The 26,108-nt window shown below is 65.5% G+C and carries 24 protein-coding genes and 1 pseudogene; 10 read left to right on the top strand and 15 right to left on the bottom strand.

Annotation, left to right across the window (positions count from 1 at the left end; all coding sequences use genetic code 11):
• Nucleotides 1-70 precede the first annotated feature (70 nt).
• The 4 genes from trpE to ACOI1H_RS12375 form a co-directional block, all read right to left on the bottom strand.
• Nucleotides 71-1,579 (bottom strand): anthranilate synthase component I, encoded by a 1,509-nt coding sequence (trpE, locus tag ACOI1H_RS12390; protein WP_422437855.1) that lies wholly within the window; start codon nucleotides 1,577-1,579, stop codon nucleotides 71-73.
• Between the two features lie 24 nt (nucleotides 1,580-1,603).
• The gene (locus ACOI1H_RS12385) at nucleotides 1,604-3,445 is read right to left on the bottom strand and encodes a peptidyl-prolyl cis-trans isomerase (protein ID WP_422437854.1); all 1,842 of its coding nucleotides are present in this window, start codon (nucleotides 3,443-3,445) and stop codon (nucleotides 1,604-1,606) included.
• A 66-nt stretch (nucleotides 3,446-3,511) separates the two neighbouring features.
• On the bottom strand, nucleotides 3,512-4,687 hold the full coding sequence (locus ACOI1H_RS12380; protein ID WP_422437853.1) for an aminotransferase: 1,176 nt from the start codon (nucleotides 4,685-4,687) through the stop codon (nucleotides 3,512-3,514).
• A 2-nt stretch (nucleotides 4,688-4,689) separates the two neighbouring features.
• Nucleotides 4,690-6,351 (bottom strand): divergent polysaccharide deacetylase family protein, encoded by a 1,662-nt coding sequence (locus ACOI1H_RS12375; protein ID WP_422437851.1) that lies wholly within the window; start codon nucleotides 6,349-6,351, stop codon nucleotides 4,690-4,692.
• Between the two features lie 155 nt (nucleotides 6,352-6,506).
• Between ACOI1H_RS12375 and ACOI1H_RS12370 the strand changes: the two genes are divergently transcribed.
• The 7 genes from ACOI1H_RS12370 (at nucleotide 6,507) to lexA (ending at nucleotide 11,983) form a co-directional block, all read left to right on the top strand.
• Nucleotides 6,507-7,088 (top strand): anthranilate synthase component II, encoded by a 582-nt coding sequence (locus ACOI1H_RS12370; protein WP_422437849.1) that lies wholly within the window; start codon nucleotides 6,507-6,509, stop codon nucleotides 7,086-7,088.
• The gene (trpD, locus tag ACOI1H_RS12365) at nucleotides 7,085-8,101 is read left to right on the top strand and encodes an anthranilate phosphoribosyltransferase (RefSeq protein ID WP_422437848.1); all 1,017 of its coding nucleotides are present in this window, start codon (nucleotides 7,085-7,087) and stop codon (nucleotides 8,099-8,101) included. Before ACOI1H_RS12370 ends, trpD begins: the two co-directional genes overlap by 4 nt.
• Nucleotides 8,102-8,103: 2 nt before the next feature.
• Entirely contained in the window at nucleotides 8,104-8,754 is a 651-nt protein-coding gene (locus tag ACOI1H_RS12360) for a uracil-DNA glycosylase (RefSeq protein ID WP_422437846.1), read from the top strand.
• Entirely contained in the window at nucleotides 8,751-9,563 is an 813-nt protein-coding gene (gene trpC, locus ACOI1H_RS12355) for an indole-3-glycerol phosphate synthase TrpC (RefSeq protein ID WP_422437845.1), read from the top strand. Before ACOI1H_RS12360 ends, trpC begins: the two co-directional genes overlap by 4 nt.
• 1 nt (nucleotide 9,564) lies before the next feature.
• The gene (moaC, locus tag ACOI1H_RS12350) at nucleotides 9,565-10,038 is read left to right on the top strand and encodes a cyclic pyranopterin monophosphate synthase MoaC (RefSeq protein WP_422437844.1); all 474 of its coding nucleotides are present in this window, start codon (nucleotides 9,565-9,567) and stop codon (nucleotides 10,036-10,038) included.
• A complete protein-coding gene (glp, locus tag ACOI1H_RS12345) occupies nucleotides 10,035-11,207 on the top strand; it encodes a gephyrin-like molybdotransferase Glp (protein ID WP_422437843.1) in 1,173 nt (390 codons plus the stop codon). Before moaC ends, glp begins: the two co-directional genes overlap by 4 nt.
• Nucleotides 11,208-11,284: 77 nt before the next feature.
• Entirely contained in the window at nucleotides 11,285-11,983 is a 699-nt protein-coding gene (gene lexA, locus ACOI1H_RS12340; RefSeq protein WP_422437841.1) for a transcriptional repressor LexA, read from the top strand.
• Here lexA and ACOI1H_RS12335 read toward each other — a convergent pair.
• Nucleotides 11,977-14,040 carry a ComEC/Rec2 family competence protein gene (locus ACOI1H_RS12335; protein WP_422437840.1) on the bottom strand — a complete coding sequence of 688 codons (2,064 nt, stop codon included), beginning with the start codon at nucleotides 14,038-14,040 and terminating at the stop codon, nucleotides 11,977-11,979. The two genes, lexA and ACOI1H_RS12335, sit on opposite strands and share 7 nt — an antisense overlap.
• Nucleotides 14,041-14,129: 89 nt before the next feature.
• On the opposite strand from ACOI1H_RS12335, the gene gltX reads away from it, so the two are divergent.
• The 3 genes from gltX (at nucleotide 14,130) to ACOI1H_RS12320 (ending at nucleotide 17,376) form a co-directional block, all read left to right on the top strand.
• Nucleotides 14,130-15,536 (top strand): glutamate--tRNA ligase, encoded by a 1,407-nt coding sequence (gene gltX / locus ACOI1H_RS12330; protein WP_422437867.1) that lies wholly within the window; start codon nucleotides 14,130-14,132, stop codon nucleotides 15,534-15,536.
• Nucleotides 15,537-15,630: 94 nt separating this feature from the next.
• Complete coding sequence (locus ACOI1H_RS12325; RefSeq protein WP_422437838.1) at nucleotides 15,631-16,926, top strand: citrate synthase; 1,296 nt, start codon at nucleotides 15,631-15,633, stop codon at nucleotides 16,924-16,926.
• Nucleotides 16,927-17,175: 249 nt separating this feature from the next.
• Nucleotides 17,176-17,376: a hypothetical protein gene (locus tag ACOI1H_RS12320; RefSeq protein ID WP_422437837.1), complete on the top strand. Its 201-nt coding sequence runs from the start codon at nucleotides 17,176-17,178 to the stop codon at nucleotides 17,374-17,376.
• A 323-nt stretch (nucleotides 17,377-17,699) separates the two neighbouring features.
• On the opposite strand, the pseudogene ACOI1H_RS12315 reads toward ACOI1H_RS12320, so the two are convergent.
• The 10 genes and pseudogenes from ACOI1H_RS12315 to ACOI1H_RS12270 form a co-directional block, all read right to left on the bottom strand.
• Nucleotides 17,700-18,809 (bottom strand): annotated as a pseudogene (locus ACOI1H_RS12315) (alkene reductase).
• Between the two features lie 65 nt (nucleotides 18,810-18,874).
• On the bottom strand, nucleotides 18,875-19,651 hold the full coding sequence (locus tag ACOI1H_RS12310; RefSeq protein ID WP_422437835.1) for an enoyl-CoA hydratase-related protein: 777 nt from the start codon (nucleotides 19,649-19,651) through the stop codon (nucleotides 18,875-18,877).
• 67 nt (nucleotides 19,652-19,718) lie between these two features.
• The gene (locus ACOI1H_RS12305; protein ID WP_422437834.1) at nucleotides 19,719-20,159 is read right to left on the bottom strand and encodes a cytochrome c-type biogenesis protein; all 441 of its coding nucleotides are present in this window, start codon (nucleotides 20,157-20,159) and stop codon (nucleotides 19,719-19,721) included.
• Nucleotides 20,156-22,123 (bottom strand): heme lyase CcmF/NrfE family subunit, encoded by a 1,968-nt coding sequence (locus ACOI1H_RS12300; protein ID WP_422437833.1) that lies wholly within the window; start codon nucleotides 22,121-22,123, stop codon nucleotides 20,156-20,158. The genes ACOI1H_RS12305 and ACOI1H_RS12300 overlap by 4 nt, the downstream gene beginning before the upstream one ends.
• A 71-nt stretch (nucleotides 22,124-22,194) precedes the next feature.
• Entirely contained in the window at nucleotides 22,195-22,398 is a 204-nt protein-coding gene (locus ACOI1H_RS12295) for a hemolysin XhlA family protein (RefSeq protein ID WP_422437832.1), read from the bottom strand.
• Nucleotides 22,388-22,942 carry a holin family protein gene (locus ACOI1H_RS12290; protein WP_422437830.1) on the bottom strand — a complete coding sequence of 185 codons (555 nt, stop codon included), beginning with the start codon at nucleotides 22,940-22,942 and terminating at the stop codon, nucleotides 22,388-22,390. Before ACOI1H_RS12290 ends, ACOI1H_RS12295 begins: the two co-directional genes overlap by 11 nt.
• Nucleotides 22,933-23,544 carry a holin-associated N-acetylmuramidase gene (locus ACOI1H_RS12285; protein WP_422437829.1) on the bottom strand — a complete coding sequence of 204 codons (612 nt, stop codon included), beginning with the start codon at nucleotides 23,542-23,544 and terminating at the stop codon, nucleotides 22,933-22,935. Before ACOI1H_RS12285 ends, ACOI1H_RS12290 begins: the two co-directional genes overlap by 10 nt.
• 46 nt (nucleotides 23,545-23,590) lie before the next feature.
• On the bottom strand, nucleotides 23,591-24,049 hold the full coding sequence (gene ccmE / locus ACOI1H_RS12280; RefSeq protein ID WP_422437828.1) for a cytochrome c maturation protein CcmE: 459 nt from the start codon (nucleotides 24,047-24,049) through the stop codon (nucleotides 23,591-23,593).
• 13 nt (nucleotides 24,050-24,062) lie between these two features.
• A complete protein-coding gene (argC, locus tag ACOI1H_RS12275) occupies nucleotides 24,063-25,091 on the bottom strand; it encodes an N-acetyl-gamma-glutamyl-phosphate reductase (protein WP_422437826.1) in 1,029 nt (342 codons plus the stop codon).
• 63 nt (nucleotides 25,092-25,154) lie between these two features.
• Nucleotides 25,155-25,967, bottom strand: a complete 813-nt coding sequence (locus ACOI1H_RS12270; protein ID WP_422437824.1) for a glutamate racemase — start codon at nucleotides 25,965-25,967, stop codon at nucleotides 25,155-25,157.
• Nucleotides 25,968-26,108 lie beyond the last annotated feature (141 nt).

The following is a 26,108-nucleotide window of genomic DNA, read 5'->3' as shown; positions in this document are numbered from 1 at the left end:
GGCCAGATAAATTCCTGCCAGCGGCTGACCGCGCTTTTGGCGGGGTCAATCCTGAACGGCGGCCCTTGCCTCAGCGATTACCCTTGCTCGCGAACATCGCCGCATCGGCCGCTGCCTTGCGGATCGCGTTCGACTTGTGGACGGTCTCCTGATACTCGGCTTCCGGGTCGCTGTCGTAGACGACACCGCCGCCGGCCTGGATATAGAGCTTTTCGTCCTTCACCACCGCCGTGCGCAGCGCGATGCACATGTCCATGTCGCCGTTGGCGCTGAAATAGCCGCAGCCGCCGCCATAGACGCCGCGCTTTTCCGGCTCCAGTTCGTCGATGATCTCCATTGCGCGCACCTTCGGCGCGCCGGATACGGTGCCAGCGGGCATGCCTGCAAAGAAGGCCGACAGCGCGTCCTGATCCGCCGCCAATTCACCCACCACGTTGCTCACGATGTGCATGACGTGGGAATAGCGCTCCACGATGAATTGTTCGGTCGGACGCACGGTGCCGATCTTCGACACCTTGCCGGTGTCGTTGCGCCCCAGATCAAGCAGCATCAGATGTTCGGCCAGTTCCTTCTGGTCGGCCAGCAGATCGGCCTCCAGTGCTGCATCCTCATCGGGCGTGGCACCGCGCGGCCGTGTCCCCGCGATGGGCCGGATCGTGACCTGACGCCCGAACACCCTTACCAGAATTTCGGGCGAGGCGCCGATCACCTGAAAGCCGCCGAAGTTGAAGTAGAACATGAAAGGCGACGGATTCGTGCGCCGCAGGCTGCGATAAAGCGCAAAGGGTGGCTCCGGGAAATCCTGCGTCCAGCGCTGGCTCGGCACCACCTGAAAGATGTCGCCGGCCCGGATGTAGTTCTTGGCCGTCTCCACCGCCGCCAGATATCCGGCGTGACTGAAGTTCGACACCGGGGCCGCGATCGGCGACGGGTCCGACAGCGCGTGCGTCTGCGGCACCGACCGGTCCAAGCTGCGTTCCGCATCACGGACCCGTTCCGCTGCCTGCGCAAATGCCGCCCGTGCCGACAACCCGCCACCGGCCCAGGCCGGTGCCACGAGGATCACGTCGCCCTTCACCCCGTCCAGCACCGCCACGACAGAGGGCCGCAGCATCATCGCATCCGGCAGGCCCAGCGGGTCCGGGTTCACGTCCGGTAGCCGTTCCACCAGCCGGATCATGTCATAGCCCAGATAGCCGAACAGTCCGGCACTGGCCGCCGGCAGGTCGGCGGGCAGATCGATCCGGCTTTCGGCGATCAGGCCGCGCAGGGCTGTCAGGGGATCGGCGTCATCGGCCACGAAACCTTCTGAGTCGTAGCGTGCCGTGCGGTTCGTGCGGCATTTTGTGCCGCGGCATTCCCAGATCAGGTCGGGGTTCATCCCGATGATCGAATAGCGCCCGCGCACCTCTCCGCCGGTCACGCTTTCCAGCATGAACGTGTTCAGTCCCGCATCGCCCAGCTTCAGCATCAGCGAGACGGGCGTGTCGAGGTCGGCGGCCAGGCGCGTCCAGACCACCTGATTCTCACCCCTGTCGAAGCCGTCGGCAAAGGTATCGAAATCGGGCATCAGCGCCATTGGGGCCGTCCTTGCGTTGTGTTCTTACTGAAGTTGCGCGTTGACCGCGTTCACCGCGGCCTGGTCGATCGTCACGTCTGTGCGCGCGCGCACCGCCTCGGCGTAGGCGTCGAAGACATCCTGCGCGAGGCTGGCCGACGCCTGCGCCTTGATGTCGTCCACCTGCGCCGCCAACCGCTCCGCCGTCAGGTCCGCGGGCTTCACCGCGTCAAGGCGCACGACGATGGCGCCCGTCTCGGTCGGCACGGCGCGGACCTCGCCCGGCTGCATCTCGAACACCGTGCGCATGAAGCCGTCGGGCGTGTCCGCAACGAAGCTGCCGCGCGTGAGGTTGGCGCTGGGGACCGGCGACAGACCCAGCGTGGCAAGGTCGGTGTCGGTCTCCGCTGCGGCAGCGATCTCTTCGGCGCGGGTCAGGACGGCAGCCTTTTCGGCAGCTGCCTGCCAAGCGGCCTCCAATCGGTCGCGCACCTCCGCCAGCGGCTGCACGGCAGGCGGTGTCACGCCATCAAGGCGCAGGGCAAAGATGCCGCCATCGTCGAGGTTCACAAGTTCCGGATAGGCCCCTTCCGTCGCAGCCGCGGCGGCGGTCCGGAATGCCTCGTAGGCGGCGGGGCCTTCGGTGCTGCCATCCGTGAAGGCGACGGTGTCCAGCTCCAGTTCCGTGCGCTCGGCCAGATCCTCAAGCGAAGCACCCCCCGCGATCAGATCGTTGATGGTCTCGGCGTCGGTCTGGATCACCCGGCTGGCCTGCGCTGTGGCAAGCTCGTCGCGCAATTCGGGTGCTGCCTCTTCGAACGGCGTCTCTTCGGCGGCCAGCACGGCATTCATCCGGAACAGCGCCGGGCCCAGATCGGTGTCCTGCGGGCCGACCACGTCTCCGGCCGCCGCGGCAAAGATTGCCTCGCCCGCCGCACCCAGATCACCGATCGCCACGTCGCCCATGTCGACGTCGGACAGGGCCAGACCGCGTTCCGCGACCAGATCATCGAAACTGACATCGCCTGCGTCCAGCCGCGCCTTGGCTGCCGCCGCATCATCCGGTGTGGCAAACACCAGCCGTTCGACCAGACGGCGTTCCGGCTGACGAAAGGTGTCGATCCGCTGATCGTAAAGCGCCTGCACCTGCGCATCGTCGATAGTGACCTTGTCGGCAAGCATCGCGGGGGTCAGCATGGCGTAGGTGATATTGCGGACCTCGGGCGTGGTGAACATGTCGGGATTGGCATCGTAGAAGGCTTGCAGGTCCGCTTCGGTGGCACCGGGCACGGGGGCGGTCAGGTCCTCGGCCGTCAGGGTGGCGGTCACGATGTCGCGGGTTTCGCCCAGATAGGACGCGACCGTGTCCGCATAGACCGGGGCTGCGGGGATGCCGCCCACGACGGCACCCTGCACCAGCGTGCGCGCGATCTCGTCGCGGATGCCGTCTTCATAATCGGACTCGGTCAGGCCGACATTCCGCAGGCCGTTGGCATAGGCCTCGCGGTCGAAACTGCCGGACAGGGACTGGAACGCCGGATTGCGCAGCACCTCGTCGCGCACGCGCGCATCGCCGACGCTGACACCCAGGTTCGCCGCCTCGTTGTCGAGGGTGCGTTGCGTGACGACCTGACCCAGAACCGCACGGTCGAGACCGATCTCCTGCGCCTGCTGGAATGTCACGCGCGAACCGACCTGCGCCTCGAAGCTGCGCAGCTGGTCGTTCAGCGCGGACTGATAGGCCGCGACCGTGATTTCCTTCGATCCGGCCATGCCGATCCGCTGCACCCCGCCCGTGAAACCGCCGGTGCCGAAACCCAGCAGGCCACCCACGATCAGGATCATGATGATCCAGACGGCAATCGGTGTGCGCTTCTTCTCAGCCATGATCTGCGGGCCCCCTCGCGTGATACGTCGCGACTGCATAAGTGGGCCGCCGCCCGCGTGCAAGGGTCAGGGGGTATAGGCCGCCAGCCGTGTGAACAATTCCGCGATTCCCGCCCGGTCGATATTGGCAAAGGCGATGCGCAGTTCGCGCTGACCCGCCGTGTCGGCCTTGGGGCGGAACATCGTGCCCGGCAGGCAAAGGATGCCGGCACCCGCCACAAGACGCTGCGCCACCTGATCCGACGGAAGGTCGAAGGGATGTTGCAGATAGGCGAAATAGGCCCCGCAGCCGAGGATCTTCCAGCCCTGCGCCGCCAGCGGTGCAAATTGGTCTTGGATGACGGCCCGCCGGTCGAGGATCTCTGCCCGCTCGCCCGCCAGCCATTGGTCGAGGTTGCGCATCCCCCAGAGTGCGGCGCGTTGGCCCAGCTGGTTCGGGCAGATCGCCACGGTATCGAGGAACTTTTCCACCTCTGCCAGACGCGCCGGGGCCGCCGTGATCGCGCCGACCCGGTGGCCGGTTAGGCGGTAGGCCTTGGAGAAGCTGTAAAGCTGGATCAACGTGTCGTCCCAATCGGGATCGATGAAGAGGTCATGCGCGGCACCTGTCCGGGCATCGAAGTCGCGGTATGTTTCGTCCACGATCAGCGCCACGCCTTGTGCATGGCACAGGTCGCGAAACGCTGCCAGAGTCGCCGCCGGATATTCCACGCCGCCGGGATTGTTCGGGCTGACCAGCACGATCGCGCGGGTGCGTTCGGTGATGAGGGCGGCGGCATCCCGCGCGTCAGGGATCAGCCCGTCGCCGGTCTGCAAGGGGACCGTCACCACACCGCTCATGTCCAGCCACATTGCATGGTTGAAGTAGTAGGGTACCGGCAGAATGACCTCATCGCCTTCAGCACACAGGGTCGCGATGGCGGCCGCAAAGGCCTGATTGCACCCCGAGGTGATGGCGACCTGCGCGGGCGACACGGTGCCGCCATAGTCGCGCGACCAGCGGTCCGCGACCGCTTCCCGCAAATCGGGCAGGCCCAGCACGGGACCGTAGAGATGCGCCGCCGGGTCGGTCAGGACGATCTGCGCCATCGCCTCCAGCATCGGCTGCGGCGGGGCATCGACCGGGGCCGCCTGACTGACGTTCAACAGCGGGCGGTCAGCGGGATGGGTGACGCCGTCCAGCCAGCGCCGCGCCTCCATCACGGGGGGCGCAAAGGTCGTGGCAGTGCGTGGCAGACCCATCGTCATTGCGCCAGCAGCAAGGCCGACAGCGGTGCAAGCGCCACCTGCCCCGCCCGGTTCGCCTGCCCCCACAGGATCAGCGCCGAGATCGTCTCGGGCCGCACACGCCCCAGAAGGACCACGCCCGGTTGCTGACGCGCCCGGAATGCCGCCTGATCGACGAAGCGGCGGATCACGCGGGCGTCCTGGTCGTTGTCGTCAAGGTCGCGGTAGATGGTGGCGGCGTGCACCTCTGCCACGTCGGCTGCCCGCAGACCGGCGTTGAGGCCCGTGTCCGGCACCAGCAGCCCCCGCCCGTCGGTGGCGAGGCCCGAAATCACCTGCCCGATGGCATCTGCTGTCGTCGGCAAGGCATTGTTCACCGTCGCAACCAGCGCCACCGCCTCCGGCACAGCATCGAAGATGCCTTCGAGTGCCACTGCGGCGTCCGTCGCCGTGGCACCGGTCGGCAGTTTCGCCAGTGCCGCGACCTCGATGCCCGCAGCGGCGTAGGCCTGCATCCGTTCGCGTGCATCGGGGCGGGCCGGGTCCAGCAGCACCGTCACGGGAAACGGAATGTCGGCCAGGGCGCGGGCACCATTCGCCATGCTGCCGTCATCGCGCAATACGATCGACATCAGCGGCAAGCCCTCGGGATTGTCGAAGAAGGCACCATACCGCACCAGCGCGGGCGTCGCGTCGTCCACGGCAGGCGCTGGCTCCGCCTGCGGTGCCGCGGCGGGGGAATCCACGCCCGGTCGGCGCACGACGACGCCGCTGTTGCCGCCCGGCAACCCGCTGGACGGCGTATCGATGATGGCAACCACATCGGGCCGATCGGGCGCTGTCGTGTCAGCAACGGGTGCCGGCGCGTCTTCGCCTGCGGGGCTGGCAGATGGGGCATCATCGGTCACCGGGTCGACGGTTGCCATGTCGGCGGGCGGATCGGCTGCCGAGTCGGCGATCGGGGGCGCGGTCATGGTCGCAGGGGTGTCGCGAGGGGCCGGTGACGCCTGTTCCGTCGAAGGGGCCACCGCCACCGCGTCGGGTGCGACCTCTGCCGCGGATTCGGGTGCCACAGGATCGACGTCGGGCGGCGTCGCTGCGGCATCTGCTTCGGCAATTGCCGCCATCGGCGGTGCCGCGACCCTTTCATCCTCCACCGGCGCAGGCTCCGGCGTCGTGACGATGACGCTCACAGGGTCGGCAGGGTCCGGCGTCTCGACCTCCACCAGCGGATCGGGCGTCGCGTCGACGACGATGTCGGATTCCGCCGCAGGCATCCGCGGCGGCACGCTTTGCGGATTGGGAAGGACCGGTGCCTCTGCATCCGGGCGTTCATCGAGGGGGGCCGCCCCCATTGCAGGTGCCGCCGGTTCCGTCAGGGCCAGATCCATCGGTTCCGGCTGCGCGGAATTGCCATCGGTCTGCGGCACATCCGGGGCGGTCTCCGGTGACACCATCGGGCTCACCTGCCCGGCCGCGCCGGGCGCATCCACAGTGGCGACCTGTGGCAGGGCCGCGCCGGACGGGCCCGTACCCGGTTCCCGCGGCGCATCCTGCAGCACGATGACCGGGGGGACCGGCGGTGTGACGCCAGCGGGTTGCGGTGCCACGATCGACACCACGGCCACACCCGCCCCGCCGATCACCACACCCCAGAAGGCGCCTTTCAGAAATGCCATATGCCCCTAGCCCTTGCCTGCCTTGTCGGATTCGCTTGTCCCGGCCAACCCTGCGGCCTTGACGCCTGCCCGCGTCCTGCCCCATATCGAGGGCAACTATACCGTGACCCGACCGGGCTTCGGTAGCCCCTAATTCACGCCATACCGGGGACCGCATGATCCTGCTGATCGATAACTACGACAGTTTCACCTATAACCTCGTTCATTATCTGGGCGATCTGGGGGCAGAGGTCGTCGTGCATCGCAACGACGCGCTGGATGTGCAGACCGCGATGGCGCTGCGGCCCTCTGCCATCGTCCTGTCGCCTGGCCCCAAGGCACCGGCGCAGGCGGGCATCTGTCTGGCGCTGACCCATGCCGCCGCCGAAACGCGCACGCCGCTGCTGGGTGTGTGCCTGGGTCACCAGACGATCGGAGAGGCGTTCGGCGGTCAGATCGTCCGCTGCCACGAGATCGTGCACGGCAAGATGGGCACGATGCATCACACGAACCAGGGCGTGTTCACGGGCCTGCCAAACCCGTTTCAGGCGACACGCTATCATAGCCTGATCGTCGATCGCGCGTCCCTGCCGGACACACTCGAGGTGACGGCGCAGCTTGAAGACGGCACCATCATGGGCCTGCAACACCGCACCCTGCCCATGCAAGGCGTGCAGTTCCACCCCGAAAGCATCCGGTCCGAACATGGCCACCAGATGCTGCAGAATTTCCTCGACCTTGCGGCGGTCCCCGCATGAGCGACGCGCTTAAGCCCCTGATCAACGCGGCAGCCGACGGTCCGCTGACGCGCGCGCAGGCGCAGGCGGCCTTTGCGATCCTGTTCAACGGCGATGCAACCCCCGCACAGATCGGCGGCCTGCTGATGGCCCTGCGCACGCGGGGCGAGACGGTGGACGAATACGCCGCCGCCGCTGCCGTCATGCGCGACAAATGTCTCGCCGTCCGCGCGCCCGCCGATGCGATGGACATCGTTGGCACAGGCGGCGACGGCAAGCACACCCTGAACATCTCGACCGCGACGGCCTATGTCGTGGCCGGAGCCGGTCAGGTCGTGGCAAAGCACGGCAACCGCAATCTTTCGTCGAAATCCGGCACGGCGGATGTGCAGACCGCGATGGGCGTGAACGTCATGGTCGGCCCGAAGGTGGTCGAGCGTTGCATCGCCGAGGCCGGGATCGGATTCATGATGGCGCCGATGCATCACCCGGCGATGGCCCACGTCGGCCCGGTCCGCGCCGAACTTGGTGCAAGGACGATCTTCAACATCCTGGGACCGTTGACGAATCCCGCGGGCGTCAAGCGACAGTTGACCGGGGCCTACCGTCACGACCTGATCCGTCCGATGGCAGAGGTGCTGCTGGCATTGGGGTCAGAGGCCGCCTGGCTCGTCCACGGGTCCGACGGCACCGATGAACTCGCGATCTCCGGAATCAGCTGGGTCGCCGCGCTGAAGGACGGCACCGTGTCAGAGCGCGAGGTCCATCCGGAGGATGCGGGCCTGCCGGTGCATGACTTCGCGGCAATCATCGGCGGCACACCGCAGGACAATGCGACCGCCTTTCGCGCGCTGCTGTCGGGCGCGCCCGGTGCCTACCGCGATGCGACCCTGCTGAACGCCGCCGCCGCCCTGCATGTGGCCGGCAAGGCCGAAAGCCTGCCCGAGGGCGTCGCGATGGCCACCGAAAGCATCGACAGCGGCAAGGCCCGTGCCGCGGTCGAGGCCGTGGCCCGCATCACCTCTGCCGCGTGAGCATGCCGGATCTGTCCCGCCTTGGGGCTTGGGCCGATCTGCCGTTCTGGCAACAGGATTACCCGCGCATCGCCGCGACGCTCATGGCCGAAAGGCGCGTCGTGCATCCTTCGCCTGACCGTATATTGGCAGCCCTCGCCCGGACTCAGCCCGACGCCACGCGCGTCGTGATCCTTGGGCAAGACCCCTATCACACCCCCGGCAAGGCCGATGGCCTCGCCTTTTCCATTTCGCAGGACTTTCCCGGTCGGCTCGACAGCCTTGGTAATATCTTGAAGGAGTTGCAGTCCGATCTTCATGTCACGCGCGACCGCACCGACCTGATTGACTGGGCGAATCAGGGAGTCCTGCTGCTGAACACCGCACTGACCGTGCCCGACGGCAAGCCCGGGGGTCACGCGAAACTGGGTTGGGACAGGCTGACGCGGCAGGTCATCGCCCGGCTGGCCGACCGGCCGCGCGCCTATCTGCTGTGGGGAGCCCACGCCCAGACATTCGCGCCGGACCGTGAAACCGACCTTGTGATCCGCAGCGCCCATCCGTCGCCCTTGTCCGCATCGCGCGGGTTTTTCGGGTCGCGGCCATTTTCAACCGTGAACGCCTGGCTTACACAGCGGGGACAAGGACCAATCGACTGGACAGGCAAAGAATGACCGACACGATCCTCGACAAGATCAAGTCCTACAAGCTGGAGGAGATTGCCGCTGCAAAGCAGGCCATCCCGCAGGAGGCGATCGAGGCACGGGCCCGTGACGCCGGTCCGGTGCGAAGCTTTACGCAGGCCCTGCAGGTCGCGGCCCGCGATGGCTACGGCCTGATCGCCGAGGTCAAGAAGGCCAGCCCGTCCAAGGGCCTGATCCGTACCGACTTCGACCCTGCGGCTATCGCACAGGCCTATGCGGCCGGTGGCGCCGCCTGCCTGTCGGTGCTGACCGATGCGCCATCCTTTCAGGGTGCGCCGGAAAATCTTTCCCTGGCCCGCGACGCCTGTGACCTGCCGGTGCTGCGCAAGGATTTCATGTATGATCCCTATCAGGTCGCCGAAGCGCGCGCCTGGGGGGCCGACGCGATCCTGATCATCATGGCTTCCGTCTCGGACGCGCAGTCCCGCGAACTGGAAGACGCCGCCGCCCAATGGCACATGGACGTGCTGGTCGAGGTGCATGACCGCGCCGAACTCGACCGCGCCGCAGGGCTGAACGCGCAATTGCTCGGCATCAACAACCGTGACCTGCGGTCGTTCGAAACCAGCCTCGACGTGACGCGCAGCCTGTCCAAGCATGTGCCGGCCGGCAAGACGATCGTGTCAGAAAGCGGTCTGACCGGCCCGGCGGACCTGTCCGATCTCGCCCGTTACGGCGCACGCTGCTTCCTTGTCGGCGAAAGCCTGATGCGCCACGAGAACGTGGAGAAAGCGACGCGCAGCCTGATGGCCAACCCGATGAAGCCGGCGGGGTTCTGACATGGCCTTGTCGCACTTCGACGATCAGGGCCGCGCCCACATGGTCGATGTGTCCGACAAGCCGGTGACGTCGCGCATTGCCGTGGCAGAGGGTCACATCACCATGGATGCGGCCACGCTGGCGCTGGTGATGGAGGGGCGTGCCGCCAAGGGCGACGTGCTGGGGACGGCGCGGCTGGCCGGCATCATGGGGGCAAAGCGGTGTTCAGACCTGATCCCACTTTGCCATCCGCTGCCGATCACCAAGGTCTCGCTCGACCTGACCCCAGACCCCGGCCTGCCCGGCGTGCGCATCACGGCCACGGTCAAGACCACCGGCCAGACCGGGGTCGAGATGGAGGCGCTGACCGCCGTGTCGGTCGCGGCGCTGACCGTGCATGACATGGTCAAGGCAGTGCAGAAGGACATGGTGATCGGCGGCATCCGCGTGACGCTGAAGGACGGCGGCAAGTCGGGCCGCTTCGAGGCGGAATGATCAGCGTCGAGGATGCCCTCGCCGCGCTGTTCGCGCTGGTGACGCCACTGGGTGCGGAGGACGTGCCGCTGGGGCAGGCGCATGGGCGCGTCCTGGCACGCGACGTCGTGGCGCAGCGCACGCAGCCGCCTTTCCCCGCGTCCGCGATGGACGGCTACGCGGTCGCGGATGTGGCGGCGCATCCGGGTGCGCAGTTCACCGTCATCGGCACGTCCGCCGCCGGGCACCGGTTCGGCGGGGCCGTCGGACCGGGCGAGGCCGTGCGGATATTCACCGGCGCGCCCCTGCCGGATGGTACCGACCGCGTGGTCATACAAGAGGACGTGGACCGCGCGGGCGACACGATCACCCTGCACGGCGACCTAGACACCGGCCCCCATGTCCGCCCGGCCGGCACCGATTTCACCGCCGGCACAGTGATGCGCGGCCCACGCCTGCTAGGCCCGAACGACATCGCCCTGCTGGCCGCGATGAACATCGCCACGGTTCCGGTCACGCGCAAACCCGTCGTCGCCATCATCGCGACCGGTGACGAACTCGTGCAACCAGGCGAGGTGCCAGGTCCCGATCAGATCATCGCGTCCAACAGTCACGGGCTGGCCGCCCTGCTGGCGCAACATGGTGCGGCACCGCGCCTGCTGCCCATCGCTCGCGACAATCACGAAAGTCTGGGACTTGCGTTCCGTCTGGCACAGGGAGCCGACCTGATCGTGACCATCGGCGGTGCGTCGGTCGGGGATCACGACCTCGTCGGGGCCGCGGCCGAAGGTCAAGGCATGGACCGCGCCTTCTACAAGGTCGCGATGCGCCCCGGAAAGCCACTGATGGCGGGTCGGATCGGGGATGCGGCGATGGTCGGTTTGCCGGGTAATCCGGTGTCCGCGATGGTCTGCGGCCATGTCTTTCTGCTGCCGCTGTTGCGGGCCATGCAGGGCCTTGGTACGGCAGCAGCACCGCGCCGCAAGGCCACGCTAACCGGCACCCTGCCCGCCAACGGCCCGCGCGCCCACTACATGCGGGCCAGCTTGGCGGATGACGCGGTCACGGTATGCGACCGGCAGGACTCGTCGTTGCTGTCGGTGCTGGCGCAGGCCAACGCATTGGCCGTGCGCCCACCCGACGACGGCCCCCGCCTGCCCGGTGACCTGATCGACGTGATCCTCCTTTAGGGGTTTGACACAAAAGGGGAACAGGGATAGAACGTAAGGTGAAATGCGCCTTGCGCCACCTGATTGATGGGCCCGACATGCTGACCAAGAAACAGCTCGACCTGCTGAATTTCATTCATACCCGCATCCAGCGGGACGGTGTGCCGCCCAGCTTTGATGAAATGAAGGAAGCGCTTGATCTGCGGTCCAAATCCGGCATCCATCGCCTGATCACGGCGCTGGAGGAACGGGGCTTCATTCGCCGTCTGGCCCACCGCGCCCGCGCATTGGAGATCGTGAAACTGCCCGATGCCATGGCGGAAAAACATGCACGCGGGGGGTTCAGGCCGCAGGTCATCGACGGCGACCGTCCCGACAGCGTGCCGCCTGCGGCGCAGCGCATCTCGACCGTCGCCGCGGTCGAACTCAACGTCATGGGCCGCATCGCCGCCGGTGTGCCGATCGCCGCCATATCAGAGGTGTCGCATTCCGTAGCCGTGCCGCAGTCGATGCTGGGCAGGGGCGAACATTACGCACTGGAAGTCAAAGGCGATTCGATGATCGAGGCCGGGATCAATGACGGCGACGTCGTGGTGATCCGCGAAACGACGACCGCCAACAGCGGCGACATCGTGGTGGCGCTGGTCGATGATCAGGAGGCCACGTTGAAAACCTTTCGCCGCAACGGCTCTTCCATCGCGCTGGAGGCCGCAAACCCGGCGTATGAGACTCGGGTCTACCGCGACGATCAGGTCAAGGTGCAGGGCAAGCTTGTCGGGTTGATCCGCACCTACTGATCCGGCACGGCTAGCGATGGCCGGCGCGGCGGTGACATCGTCCATGGACGCTGTCCCGCAAGATCCGACGCGGTGGTGATGACCAGCGTTCCATCCGCTGCCAGGTTGAACGCCAGCGCGCCCGTCTGGCGCAGGCGGATCGGATCGTAGACGGCGCAGGGGCGCTGCCCCGCCACAGGCTGGTTCGTGATCAGCACATCGGCACCGTTGCAGTCCGCGATGCCCACAAGTGCCGTCTTGCCGCGCACTTGCAGGATGCGTGAACCGCCCATCACGGCGCTCGTCTGACCTTCCGCACCAATCAGACCGGGGCGTTGCGCCGCCAACTCCTGATCCACCGGGGCACCGTCGTTCTCCATCCAGATTCCCGCGGTGAAACCGTCGCCGCGCGGTGCCGACAGCGACCGCCCCTCTGGCCCGAGCAAGCCGATCAGACCGCCGCTGTCCGCCACCAGCAGCGTCGGTCGCGGGGATTGCACCCATAGCACGAGGGCTGCGACCACACCGGCCAGACCTCCCCAGCGTGCGCGCCCCTGCCACAGGATCACCCAAAGCAGTGCCAGGGCAAGGATGGGCAACACCTCTGGGGCTGGCGTCTTGACATGACTGACAGCCCCGTCCCAGCCGGCCACGGTTTCGGCCACGATCAGGGTCCAGCGCAGGCCCAGTCCCGCGACCCACAGGGCCGCAGGCGCCAGGCCGACCGGGGCCAGAACCGCCGCCGCGACCATGGCCGGCATTACGACGGCACCGATCATCGGCACCGTGACCAGGTTGGCGATCAGACCATAGTGCGAAATCTGGTTGAAATGCAGGGCCGCGAAAGGGGCCGAGGCGAGACCTGCAACCAGCGAGGATATGACCAGCGTCACCCCCGCCCGCACCCAGGGCGGTCGCAGATGACTGCCGCGCAGTGCGCGAAAGGCGACGATCAGCGCAGCCGTCGCCGCGAACGACATCTGGAACCCCGGCCCGGTCAGGGCGTGGGGATGCATCACCAGCACGATGATCGCCGCCACTGCCAGCCCGCGCAGCGACAGGGCTTGGCGGTCCAGCAGGATCGCGACAAGCAGCACGGCGACCATGATGTATGACCTTTCCGTGGCCACGTCGCCGCCCGACAGGGCCAGATAGACGGCACCGACGATCAGGGCGACGACGGCCGCGATCTTCTTGACCGGAACGCGCAGGGCCAGCGCAGGCCACAGGGACAGGCCGACGCGCAGGATGACGAAGATGAACCCGGTCAGCATCCCCATGTGCAAGCCCGAGATCGAGACGATATGATAGAGGTTGGCGTCGCGCAGGTTCTGCTGGCTGGCGACACTCATCCCCGACCGATCACCGATCGCCAGGGCCGCCGCGAAGCCGCCCGGATCGCCGGGCAGCGCCGCCTGGATCGCCGTCGATATCCGCATCCGCGCGGTAAAGACCGCAAGGTGCCAATCCGACGTCGGTGCCGTCAGGGTCAGCACAGGTGTCTGCGTATATCCGATCGCACCCAGTTCGTTGAACCAGGCGAACCGCCGGAAGTCGAATCCGCCGGGTTCGGCGGGGCCCGGCGGCGAAGACAGGTGTCGCGTCAGGATCAATGTCTCGCCCGGCAGGAACGGTGCATCCGGCTGTTCCCCGTGCAACGACACGCGCACACGCACTGGCGTGCGGGCCGGTTCCATGCGGTCGAGGCGCACGCTGTCGAGGGTCAGGCGCACCGCCTCCGACGCGGACTGGTCGATCTCGACCAGCCGCCCTTCGATGGGTCCGTAATACCGGAAGCCAAGCACCGGCCCGGCCACCCAGGACGACTCTGCCTTGGCCAGCAAGGGACCGACAACCACGGTCGCCAGCCCCAGAAGCAGCGCCCGCAGCGTCACCGGCACCAGGCGCGCGCAAAGGACACAAGCCAGCATTCCGACCGCCAGGGCCGGCCAGACCCATCCGTCCGGTTCCCGTGGCAGCGCGAAATAGCCGCCGATGCCGATGCCAAGGCAGACCGGCAGCCAACCGATCAGTCCTCCCCGCTGCGCCAGCAAGGCATCGCGCAGCACCGCTTGCACTTGTTTCCGTCCCCCGCTTTGCCTATCCCGATGCTCAGGTCGACCCTGCGCCATTCAGGTAAATCAAAGGTTAACTCCGCATGTCTTCGATGTCCCCGCCGCCACCCGTCACCCGCTTTGCCCCTTCGCCCACTGGGGCCCTCCACATCGGCGGCGCGCGCACGGCACTGTTCAACTGGCTTTATGCGCGCGGCCACGGCGGCACGTTCCTGCTGCGGGTTGAGGATACAGACATCGCCCGGTCCAACCCCGAAAACACGCAGGTCATCCTGGACGGGCTGCGCTGGCTCGGTCTCGACTGGGACGGCGACCCCGTCAGCCAGGCCACCCGTGCTGGCCGCCATGCGGAGGTTGCGCATCAGATGCTGGCGGCCGGGACAGCGTTCAAGTGTTTCAGCACCCCGGATGAAATCGAGGCTTTCCGCGAGAAGGCCCGCGAAAACAAGGGGTCGACCCTGTTCCGCTCGCCTTGGCGCGACGTGGCAGAGGCCGACCACCCGGACGCGCCCTATGCGCTGCGGCTGAAGGCCCCGCGCGACGGGTCCACGACGCTGCACGACGCGGTCCAGGGCGACGTGACGTGGTCGAACGACCAGCTTGACGACATGGTGCTGTTGCGGTCCGACGGGACGCCGGTCTACATGCTGGCCGTCGTGGTGGATGATCACGACATGGGCGTGACTCATGTGATCCGCGGCGACGATCACCTGTCGAACGCCTTTCGTCAGAACATGATCTACGACGCGATGGGTTGGGACAAACCGGTGCTCGCGCATATTCCGCTGATCTTCGGCGCGGATGGCAAGAAGCTGTCGAAACGCCACGGCGCGACGGCCGCCAGCGATTATCAGAAGATGGGGTTCCCGGCGGCGGGCATGCGCAACTACCTCGCGCGTTTGGGGTGGAGCCACGGCGACGACGAATTCTTTACCGACGCACAGGCGCAGGCGTGGTTCGATCTGGACGGCATCGGCAAGTCGCCGGCGCGGTTCGATCTGAAAAAACTGGAGCATATCAGCGGCCAGCATATCGCCGCCGGAGACGATGCTGCACTGCTGCACGAACTGGAGGGATACTTGGCAGCCATCGGTGCCATGTCCCTGACCACGCGTCAGCGCGTGGGGCTTCTGGCCGCCATGCCACACCTCAAAGAGCGCGCGAAGACCTTCCCGGAGATCATTGAAAAGGCCCACTTTATCCTTTCTGAAACACCCATCGTGCCGGACGAGAAAGCCGCCGCCCAGCTTGATGCCACAGCGCAGCAATTCATCGGCGAATTGACGCCGCAATTGCAAAATGTTACGTGGGACCGCACGACGCTGGAGGAGGCCCTCGCCGCCTTTGCGACCGCCCGGGACACCAAACTGGGCAAGCTTGCGGGGCCGCTGCGCGCAGCCCTAGCCGGCCGGTCGGTCTCTCCCAGTGTCTTTGACATGATGCTGGTCCTTGGACGGGATGAGACCTTGTCCCGTCTGCGGGCCGCTACTGCCAGCTAGTTACGTTTCGCTTACGCTTTTGCGTCAGACAGGCGGCAGAACACGGATGATACGCGGCGCGCCAGCACGGTGGCCGCAGACATAAGGGACTGACATGGCCGAATCCACCAAGACCGCGACGCTGACCATCGGCGGGCAAAGCTACGATCTGCCGATCCTCACGCCGACCGCCGGTCCCGATGTCATCGACATCCGCAAACTTTATGCACAGGCAGGTGTCTTTACCTACGACCCCGGCTTCACTTCGACCGCGTCGACCGACAGCACGATCACCTTTATCGACGGCGACAAGGGCGAATTGCTGCACAGGGGCTATCCGATCGACCAGCTCGCCGCCCATTCGCATTACCTGGAGGTCTGCTATCTGCTGCTGAACGGCGAACTGCCGAATTCGGAACAGCTTGAAGAATTCGAATACCTCGTGACGCATCACACGATGCTGCACGAACAGATGATGATGTTTTTCCGTGGCTTCCGTCGCGATGCGCATCCGATGGCGATCATGGTGGGCGTGGTCGGCGCGATGTCTGCCTTCTATCATGACAGCACGAACATCAACGATCCGCGCCAGCGCGAGGTCGCGGCCTTTCGCCTGATCGCCAAGATGCCGACGATCGCCGCGATGGCCTTCAAGTATCACGTCGGCCAGCCCTTCGTGTATCCGCGCAATGACCTCGATTATGCATCGAACTTTCTGCATATGTGTTTCAGCGTCCCGGCAGAGCAGTATCAGGTCGACCCGATCCTGTCCCGTGCGATGGACCGCATCTTCACGCTGCACGCCGACCATGAACAGAACGCCTCGACCTCGACCGTGCGGCTGGCCTCGTCTTCGGGTGCCAATCCGTTTGCCTGCGTCGCTGCCGGCATCGCCTGCCTCTGGGGTCCGGCGCACGGTGGCGCCAACCAGGCCTGTCTCGAGATGCTGCGCGAGATCGGGACCGTCGACCGCATCCCCGAATTCATCGCGAAGGCCAAGGACAAGGAAGATCCCTTCCGCCTCATGGGCTTCGGCCACCGCGTCTACAAGAACTTCGATCCGCGTGCGACGGTGATGAAGGAATCCGCTGACGAGGTGCTGGACCTTCTGGGGATCGAGAACAACGAGACCCTGAAAGTCGCCAAGGCGCTGGAAAAGGCCGCGTTGGACGACCCCTACTTTGCCGAAAAGAAGCTGTTCCCGAACGTCGATTTCTATTCGGGAATCATTCTGGAGGCGATGGGCTTCCCGACGTCCATGTTCACGCCGATCTTTGCCGTGTCGCGGACCATCGGCTGGGTCAGCCAGTGGCAGGAACAACTGTCCGATCCGCAACTGAAGATCGGTCGTCCGCGGCAGCTTTACATGGGCGAGACCGCGCGCGACTACATCGACATCGAAAAGCGCTGAACCAACCACACGCCGCGGGGCCACCCGGCGGCGTGACACCTGCACGCACGGCCCGCGTTCAACGGACGAGAGTAGAAGAATGGTCAGAATGGCCGAAAATTGCGCGACGCCTTGTAGCTCGACCTAGCCGAGGCCAATTGGACCACGGGCAAGACGGTCAGCGGCTCTTACCTGACCGGTCGTCTGCCGAGGGCCGATAGCGTAACCTAGGTCGACAACTACCCCAACATGAACGGCAAAGTGATCTAGGTGTTCGGCAAAATAGACGGCGGCGTCCAATTCGTTATCGGCACCGGCGATGTCGCAGGCACTCCGTTCACGCTGTCGCATGCCGATCAGCCGTTGACCTTCGCGAAAATCAGTCGTCAGGACTTCGGCGTGCGCCTGACGTCGGTCGGGAAAGAAGGCACCCAACGGACGGGTTCGCTGAAACCTGGGGAGCAGCGGTAACCATGAACGGCTGCCCAATGTCGACATCCCCGTCGGAGGCAGCGATGGCGGGCCGCTGATATTCTACGCCGACCGCACCATCGATTTGTCGCCTACGAAACAAGCGGCAACGATGTCGTCGGTGGGCTGACAGCAGCCGAGACTGCGACGACAAGCTCACTTGCGGCACCGACGACGGTCAGCAACACGAACTCATATCCACCTCGGTTGGCACCGTCGGTGCCGGCGCACCGATCGGCAACGTCTGACGGGACCACGCAGAGTGGGGCACCCGGACGAGCCGGGCACCCCGTAATCGCGATGAATAAGCCGCGTCGCCGGTTTCAGGCCGCCTTGGCCTCCTCCAGCGTCGGGTAGTCGATGTAGCCTTCCTTGCCACCGCCGTAGAATGTGTCCTGGTCGGGTGTGTTCATCTGCGCGCCAAGCTTGATCCGCTTTGGCAGATCGGGGTTTGCGATGAATGGCCGCCCGAACGCCACGGCGTCGGCATGACCCTTGCGGATCGCATCGGGCGCCATGTCGTCGTCGTAGCCGCCATTCGCGATGTAAAACCCGGTGTAATGCTGACGCAACCGCCGGATCAGGTCGCGGCCGCCATCATCGCTGCCGGGAAATGCCTCGACCACATGCAGGTAGGCAAGATCGTAACCGTTCAGCATTTTGTAGACTTCAGCAAAATGCGCCTCCGGGTCACTGTCGGACATATCGTTGGACTGACCGAGCGGCGACAGGCGCACGCCAGTCTGCCGCGGCTCCCAGTGATCGGCCACGGCGTCCAGCACCTCCTTCAGAAACCGCATCCGGTTTTCGATGCTGCCACCGTAGTCATCGGTGCGATCGTTCACGCCGTCCTGCAGAAACTGGTCGATGAGGTAGCCGTTCGCCGCATGGACCTCGATCCCGGCGAACCCGGCGAGCTTTGCCAGACGCGCCGCTTCGCGGTATTCCTCGATGGTGTCCCTGATCCCGTCGATCGTCAGGGCTTCTGGTTCGGAACAATCCTCGAATCCGTTTGCGGTAAAGGTCTGCTGGTCGGCCCGTTTGGCACTGGCCGAGACCGGCACACGCCCCTCTGGCAGCAGCGAGACATGGCTGATCCGCCCGACATGCCAAAGCTGGATGACGATCTTGCCGCCTTCCGCATGGACGGCCTCGACGATCTTCTTCCACTGATGCGCCTGCTGCTCGGTATGGATGCCCGGCGTGTCCAGATAGCCCTTGCCCATCGGCGAGACCTGCGTGGCCTCGGTGATGATGACCCCGGCACTGCTGCGCTACCGGTAATAAGTCGTGGCCAGGTCGCCCGGCACGCCATCCGGCTCTGCGCGATTGCGGGTCAGCGGGGCAATCAGGATCCGATTGGGCAGCGCGATCGCCCCCATATCGGCGGATGTGAAAAGCGGGTCGTCTTTGGCTGCGATATCGACAGACATGGCAATGCTCCTGGAACGTTTCTGTTGCTGGTTCAACCTGACCGCCAGATGCTTGTTCCCGCGACCTAGCGTCCCTCGAACCGTGCGGGGCGCTTTTCGAGGAAGGCACCGACACCTTCCCGGAAATCGCGGGTCTGGCCGCATTTGCCTTGAAGCCGCGCCTCCAGCTCCAGCTGTTCGTCCAGGCTGTTGCCGAACGACGCGCGCAGCGCCGCCTTGATATGGGTGTAGGTCTGCGTCGGACCGGTCGCCAATTGCACCGCCCGCGCCTGCCAGTGATCGGCAAAGTCGGCGGCAGCGGCCACCTCATAGATCATGCCCCAGTCTGCGGCCTGCTGCGCACTGATGCTGTCGGTGAACAGGGATGCGCCCATCGCGCGGGCCAGCCCCATCTGGCGCGGCAGGAACCATGTCCCGCCCGCGTCGGGGATCAGGCCGATCCGCGCGAAGGCCTGCACGAAGTAGGCGTCGGACGATGCAATGACGACGTCGGCCACGAGAGCGAGGTTCGCACCCGCCCCGGCGGCGGGACCGTTCACCGCGGCGATGGTCGGGATGGGGCAATCGATGATCGCCCGCAGCATCGGCACGTATTCGTCGCGCAGCGTCCGTTCGAGATCGATGTCCGCTCCGGACGCCCTGTCGCCCAGGTCCTGCCCGGAACAGAACGCCCGCCCGGCCCCGGTCAGCACGGCAACGCGCCCCATATCCGGGGCCGCCGTGAAGGCCTGCGTCACCTCGGCCCGCATCTGCGTGCCGAGCGCGTTCATCTTTTCCGGGCGGTTGAGGGTGATCGTCACCACGTCGTCGCGGGTTTCGACGGTGATCGCTTGGTAATCCATGTGGCGGCTCCTCTGACCTTTGCGTCAGACTAACCGGCGACCCCGCCGGATAAAGCGGAACCGCACGTCACGAGCGCAGAATGCGGTCCAGTTCGGCTTGCTCAGCCTCGGACAGCCGGGTTTCTGCCGGTGCACGGCGGCGGATCGTCACCCAGCCGACCGTCAGCGCCAGAAGCAACAGCACCGGGGCTGCCGCCCAGAGGATCAGGTTCGCCCCGCGGCGGTCCGGTTCCAGCAGGACGAATTCACCAAAGCGCGCGACCAGAAAATCAACGACCTCCTGATCGCTGTCGCCCGCGACCAGACGTTCGCGGAGCAGCACGCGCAGCTCGTGACTGATCGGCGCGTTGGATTCGTCGATGCTTTCGTTCTGGCAGACCGGGCAGCGCAGTCCTTCGGAAATCTCACGGGCCCGCGCCTCCAGCACCGGATCGGCCAGCATTTCCGATGGTTGCACCGCCCACAGAGGCGACGCGGCCAACATCAAGATCAGCAGCAGCCGCTTCATTCCGCAGCGACCACTGTGCCGCGCCGCGCACCAACGGCAAAGCGCAGCCTGCGGTCGCTCAACGACACCATTCCCCCGATCGCCATCAGGATCGCGCCGCCCCAGATCCAGTTCGCAAAGGGTTTGATGTAGACACGCATCGCAAAGCCGCCGCTGTCCTGCGCGTCGCCGATCACGACATAAAGGTCACGCAGGATGCCGTTGCTGATCGCGGCCTCGGTCGTCGCCATCTGCGCCACCGGGTAGAACCGCTTTTCCGGGGTCAACACCATCGGCGCGCCACCGTCCCGGATCGCCGTCACCGTGGCAAAGGTCGAGGCATAGTTCGGCCCGTCGACCGCCTGCACGTCATCAAGGGTAAAGCTGTAGGCTCCAACCTCAAAAGTCTCACCCAGGCGGGCCACGCGAATGTCTTCCTGCTGCCAGGCGGTCATCGCCGCGACACCGAAGATGGTCACCCCCATGCCCGCATGCGCAATCGTCTTGCCCCAGTCGCCGCGCGGCAGGCGCATGATGCGCCCCAACCGGTTGGTCAGCGACCCGCGCCCGGCGCGCAGCCACAGATCGAGGGCGGCACCGCCGACGACCCAGACGCCCAGCAGGACACCCGCCGGACCAAGCAGCGATCGCCCGGCAAAGATCGCGTAGAACAGTCCCGCCAGCGCCATCGACAGCACTGCCAGCCCCGCGAGCGGCAACCGCGCCCGTCCCAGGCTGCCGCGCTTCCAAGCCAGCATCGACCCCAGCGGCAGCACGATCGCCAGCAGCACCATGAACGGTGTGAAGGCCGCGTCAAAGAATGGTGGTCCGACCGACAGCGTGCGCCCGAAGGCCAATTCCGCGACCAGTGGCCAGATCGTGCCGATGAACACAACGAACGCGCTGACCGCCAGCAGGATGTTGTTCAATACCAGTGCGCTTTCGCGGCTGACGGTGCCGAACGCGCCCTGCGCCTGCATCACCCCGGCCCGCGCCGCATAAAGCGTCAGCGACCCGCCGAGGAAGATGCCGAGGATCAACAGGATGAACACCCCCCGCTCGGGGTCGTTGGCAAAGGCGTGGACCGAGGTCAGCACGCCCGACCGCACGATGAATGTCCCCAGCAGCGAAAATCCGAAGGCCAGGATCGCCAGCAGGATCGTCCAGCTTTTCAACGTCTCGCGTTTTTCCACCACGATGGCAGAGTGAAGGAGCGCCGCCGCGATCAACCAGGGCATGAAGCTCGCATTCTCGACCGGGTCCCAGAACCAGAAGCCGCCCCAGCCCAGCTCGTAATAGGCCCACCAGGACCCCAGTGCGATGCCCACGGTCAGGAACACCCAGGCCGCAAGCGTCCAGGGCCGCACCCAGCGTCCCCAGGCGGCATCGACCCGCCCCTCGATCAGGGCGGCGACGGCAAAGCTGAAGGTCATGCTCAGCCCGACATAGCCGAGATAAAGAAAGGGGGGATGAAACGCGAGCCCGGGGTCCTGCAACAGCGGATTGAGGTCCCGCCCGTTCAGCGGTGCCTCGGGCAGGCGCAGGAACGGATTCGAGGTGAAGATGATGAAGGCATAGAAAGCGACTGAAATGCTGGCCTGCACCGCCAGAACCCGCGCCTTGAGCGTAGCGGGCAAATTGCCGCCGAACCACACGGCAGAGGCCCCGAACAGCGCCAGGATCAGCACCCACAGCAGCATCGATCCCTCGTGATTACCCCAGACGCCACTGATCTTGTAGAGCAGCGGCTTGGCCGTGTGACTGTTGGCATAGACCAGCGCCAGGCTGAAATCCGACACGATGAAGGCGTGCATCAGAACGGCAAAGCTGAACCCCACGAGGATGAGCTGGCTGTTCGCCGCAGGCTCTGCGAAGGCCATCCAGCCGCGCCAGCCCTTGTGGGCCCCGATCAGGGGAACGATCATCTGGGCGATGGACACGCCAAAGGCCAGAATCAGGGCGAAATGGGCAAGTTCGATCAACATGTCCCGGTTCTAGCGCATCGCGACCGCGCGGGATACGGGGCGGCGCACAATTCGACGTGCGCCGCATTGCCTCAGACGGTGAAGCCGCCTTGCATGGCGTAGGTGACGCCACCCACGATCAGCGCACCGATGATCAGGCGGACCAGCCACTTCAGCGTGTCCTCGATCGCCAGCAGGCGGTCCGCGACGTTCGCGCGGTGCACGCTGTTGACGGCATTGTGGGTCTCGAGATCGATCAGCCGCTTCTCGACACCGTCCATCCAGTCACTCTGCACGCGCCTGCCCCCACCAATCCGCCAGTGCTGCGTTGTCGGCAAAGGCGTCGGCGTCCCGCGATGTCCGGGTCAGGACCGGTGCCTCCGGTTCATCGTTCACCTTGTCCGCGACAAGGGCCTGCCCCATCAGCACCGTCTCGTGGACCGAGCGCTGGAACTCTTGTCCCTTGGCCTGATATCGCGACCCGAAGTAGAAGCTGACGATCGCGCCCATCAGCCACCACAGGGGTTCGGGGATCAGGGCGACGCCGACCATCCGGCTGGAAAACCACGCGGGGCTGACCATCGCGGACACGAACAGGCCCAGCGTGCCGAACGCCAGCATGGGGCGTGGCAGGCGGTTCAAGCCGTCGATCATCCGGTCGAAAAGCCCGGGTCGCGCGCCCTGAAACTCTGCCGCGAATTGCGCCAGCGCCGCGATCTTCTCGTCCGAAATGCGTGCGCCTCCCTTTTCGCTGTTCTCGCGAAGAGCCTCGACCGTTTGCACCAGCGCACCGCCACCGCCGCCAACGACCCAGCCCAACACCTTGCTCATCAGTCCCATTTTGCAACCCTTGCCCGATGTTGTGCGTCTGTCAGTCGATAACGCGGCGCCATGAACTCTTCAGCCCGCGTGATCCACCCGCCCTTGCCGCCATCCTGTCGCCGCGCGTATTTCCGGCTCGCCGGACGACTGTCGGCCAGCGCATAATAATAGTTGCGCCGCGCGATCCCGTAGGCGTCGACAAGGTGACCGGGTGCCGCCGCCATTGCCCACTCGGCCGCCGCAACCGTCTTTGGACCGATGACGCCATCGACTGCAACATCGACGCGCATCGCGTTGAAAAGGCGTTGCAAAATCTTGACGGCATTGTTGCCGGCGTTGACATTCATGTCAAAGACACTGGATTGCAGCGGGTCTGGCAGCCGTGCGATTCCGAGCCGGTCGAAGTAATGCTGTATGAATAGCCCGGTGGCCTGATCCTGCGTCAGACGCCGCACATCGGACACGTCGACCTTGCCGTCGCCCGTCACGTCAAGGCCCAAGCGGCGCATCGTGTGGATCGTGACACCGTGGTTCGTGGCCCCGCCCGGATCGGCGGGATCGTCGACGAAACCGCCCTCGCGCCGCACGATGTCGGCGGCGATCTCCTGCACGCTCTGCATGATCTTCCCCTGCTGTGATTGCAGGACCGAAGATCACGTTGGGTAGTTAATTGGTGGCGACCGCAGCGTCCGGTGCCACATAGACGCCCTGTTCCTTCAGCGCGTCCAGCACTTCCTTCGGCATGTAGGACTCATCGTGTTTTGCAAGTATTTCAACGGCCTGAAAGGTGCCGTTCACGTAACGTCCCTGTCCGACCATGCCTTGGCCCTCGGCAAAGAGGTCCGGCAGGATGCCCGTGTAGGTCACGGGAATAGAGGCACCGCCATCCGTCACACTGAATTGCACTTCGGTCCCGGTGCCGCGCACGATCGTGCCTTCCTCCACCAGTCCACCGATCCTGAACAGCTCCGTCTCGCGTGGCGGATCGGCTGCGACCTCACTGGGAGAGCGGAAGAACTGGAACGAATCGTCCGGCAGCAGCGCTAATAGACCCAGCACGGCCGCGAGGCACACGCCGGACAGCGCCAGCACCTGAACGCGCCGCTTCTTCTTCAATCCCCTCATCGCACGTTACCCTTCATGGAAACACCGGGGCCAGCATCAGGCCCTCTGTCTCGGGCAGGCCCAGCATCAGGTTCGCGTTCTGCAACGCCTGCCCGCTCGACCCCTTGGTCAGATTGTCCAGCGTCGCGATGATCTGGCAGCGCCCGGCTATCCGGTCCTTCACGACGCCGATGTGGCAGAAGTTGCTGGCCCGGATGTGCTTGATCGACGGATGCTGCCCCAGTGGCAGCACGATCAGGAACGGCTCGTCCACATAGGCATCGGACAGCGTGCGATGCACCTCCTCCGCGTCGCCCTTCACATAGACGGTCGCCAGGATACCCCGGTTCGCCGGGATCAGATGCGGCGTGAACTGCACCTGCACCGGACGCCCCGCGACCAGCGAGAATTCCTGATCGAACTCGCCCAGATGACGGTGCGTGCCGCCCGCGGAATAGGCATGCGCGCCTTCCGACAATTCCGCGTGCAGCAGATTTTCCTTCAGCGACCGGCCCGCGCCCGACACGGCAGCCAGCAGGTCGATGATGATGTCGTCAAGCTCGATGACCCCCGCCGCGATCAGCGGCCGCAGCGCATATTGCCCGGTCGCGGCATTGCATCCCGTCCCGGCCACCAGCCGCGCGCCCTTGATCTCGTCGCGATAGAATTCGGTCAGGCCGTAAACGGCCTCCTTCTGCAACTCCAGCGCCGCATGCGGCTTGCCATACCACTTTTCGTAATCCGCCGGGTCGCGCAGCCGGAAATCGGCCGAAAGGTCAACGATCTTCAGATGCGTCGGCAGGTTCTTGATGACGGCCTGCGACGTGGCATGCGGCAGCGCGCAGAACACCAGATCGACGCCGGACAGGTCCATGTCCTCGATCGTCGTGAGCCGAGGCAGGTCCAGATGGCGCAGGTGCGGAAAGACATCCGCCATGGCCATGCCGGCCTTCGAATTGCCGGACAGGCCGGTGATGTTCAGCGACGGATGGGTTGCGATCAGACGCACAAGTTCCGCGCCCGTATAGCCGGAAGCGCCCAGGATGGCGACGTTATGGGTCATGGAGTGGTTCCCCTTTGGGGTGGAATTTAAGGCACCGGCGCGCCGGCCACAACAGGGCGGCCGTCAGGCTGCCGTGAAGGTGATGGGATGCTTGAGGAATTGCGTCCCGCGGCTCGACACCCGCTTGGGATCGCCCGTCGTCAGAAACAGAGACTCGGTCCCCTTGCCGACCATCTCCGGTCGTCGGTCAAGGTAATGTGCCAGGCTCTCGGCCACCAGATTGGCCTGCGAGAAAACCTTTACATCAGCGCCCAGCGCGTCCTGAAACACCTCAGCCATCAGCGGATAGTGGGTGCAACCCAGCATGGCGGCATCGGGGTCCGGCATATTGCGTTTCAACGCGTCGACATGGCTCCGCACCAGTGCCTCGGCCAGGATGAAATCACCGTCCTCGATCGCGTCGACGACACCGCCGCAGGCCTGCGCCTCCACATCGACACCAATCGCGCGGAAGGCCAGTTCACGCTGGAACGCGCGGCTGCGCACGGTCGCGGGGGTGGCAAACAGGGCGACGTGCTTGACCGCGACCTCGCGCGGCGGGGAATTGTCACCCCATTCACGTTCGGTCAGCGCTTCGATCAGCGGGACGAAGACGCCCAGCACGCGCTTGCCCTTGGGCACCCAGCCTTCCTGCATGCGGCGCAGGGCAGCGGCACTGGCAGTATTGCACGCCAGGATCACAAGATCGCAGCCTGCATCGAACAGACGCTGCGTGGCCTGCGTCGTCAGATCATAGATATCATCCGCATCGCGCACACCGTAGGGGGCGTTCGCATTGTCGCCCAGATAGACCAGCGGCAAGTCCGGCAGCCGCTTGTGTATCGCCTCATAGACGGTCAGCCCGCCCAATCCGCTGTCGAAGATTCCCACCGCCATGGCGCACCCTATGCTTTGCCTCAAAGTCGTGACCCAGCTTGTTCGCATCGATGGGTCTTGGGGACAGAGCATATGTCTGATGTCGCAGGAAATCCATGCACCGTTTTGGGTCGTGACGCAAAGCCTCCAGCGTAGCGGGAT

Source organism: Loktanella sp. DJP18 (assembly GCF_049310965.1).
Classification (GTDB): Bacteria; Pseudomonadota; Alphaproteobacteria; order Rhodobacterales; family Rhodobacteraceae; genus Loktanella.
The sequence above is the reverse complement of the archived record's forward strand: the minus strand, read 5'-3'. Positions and strand labels throughout refer to the sequence as shown.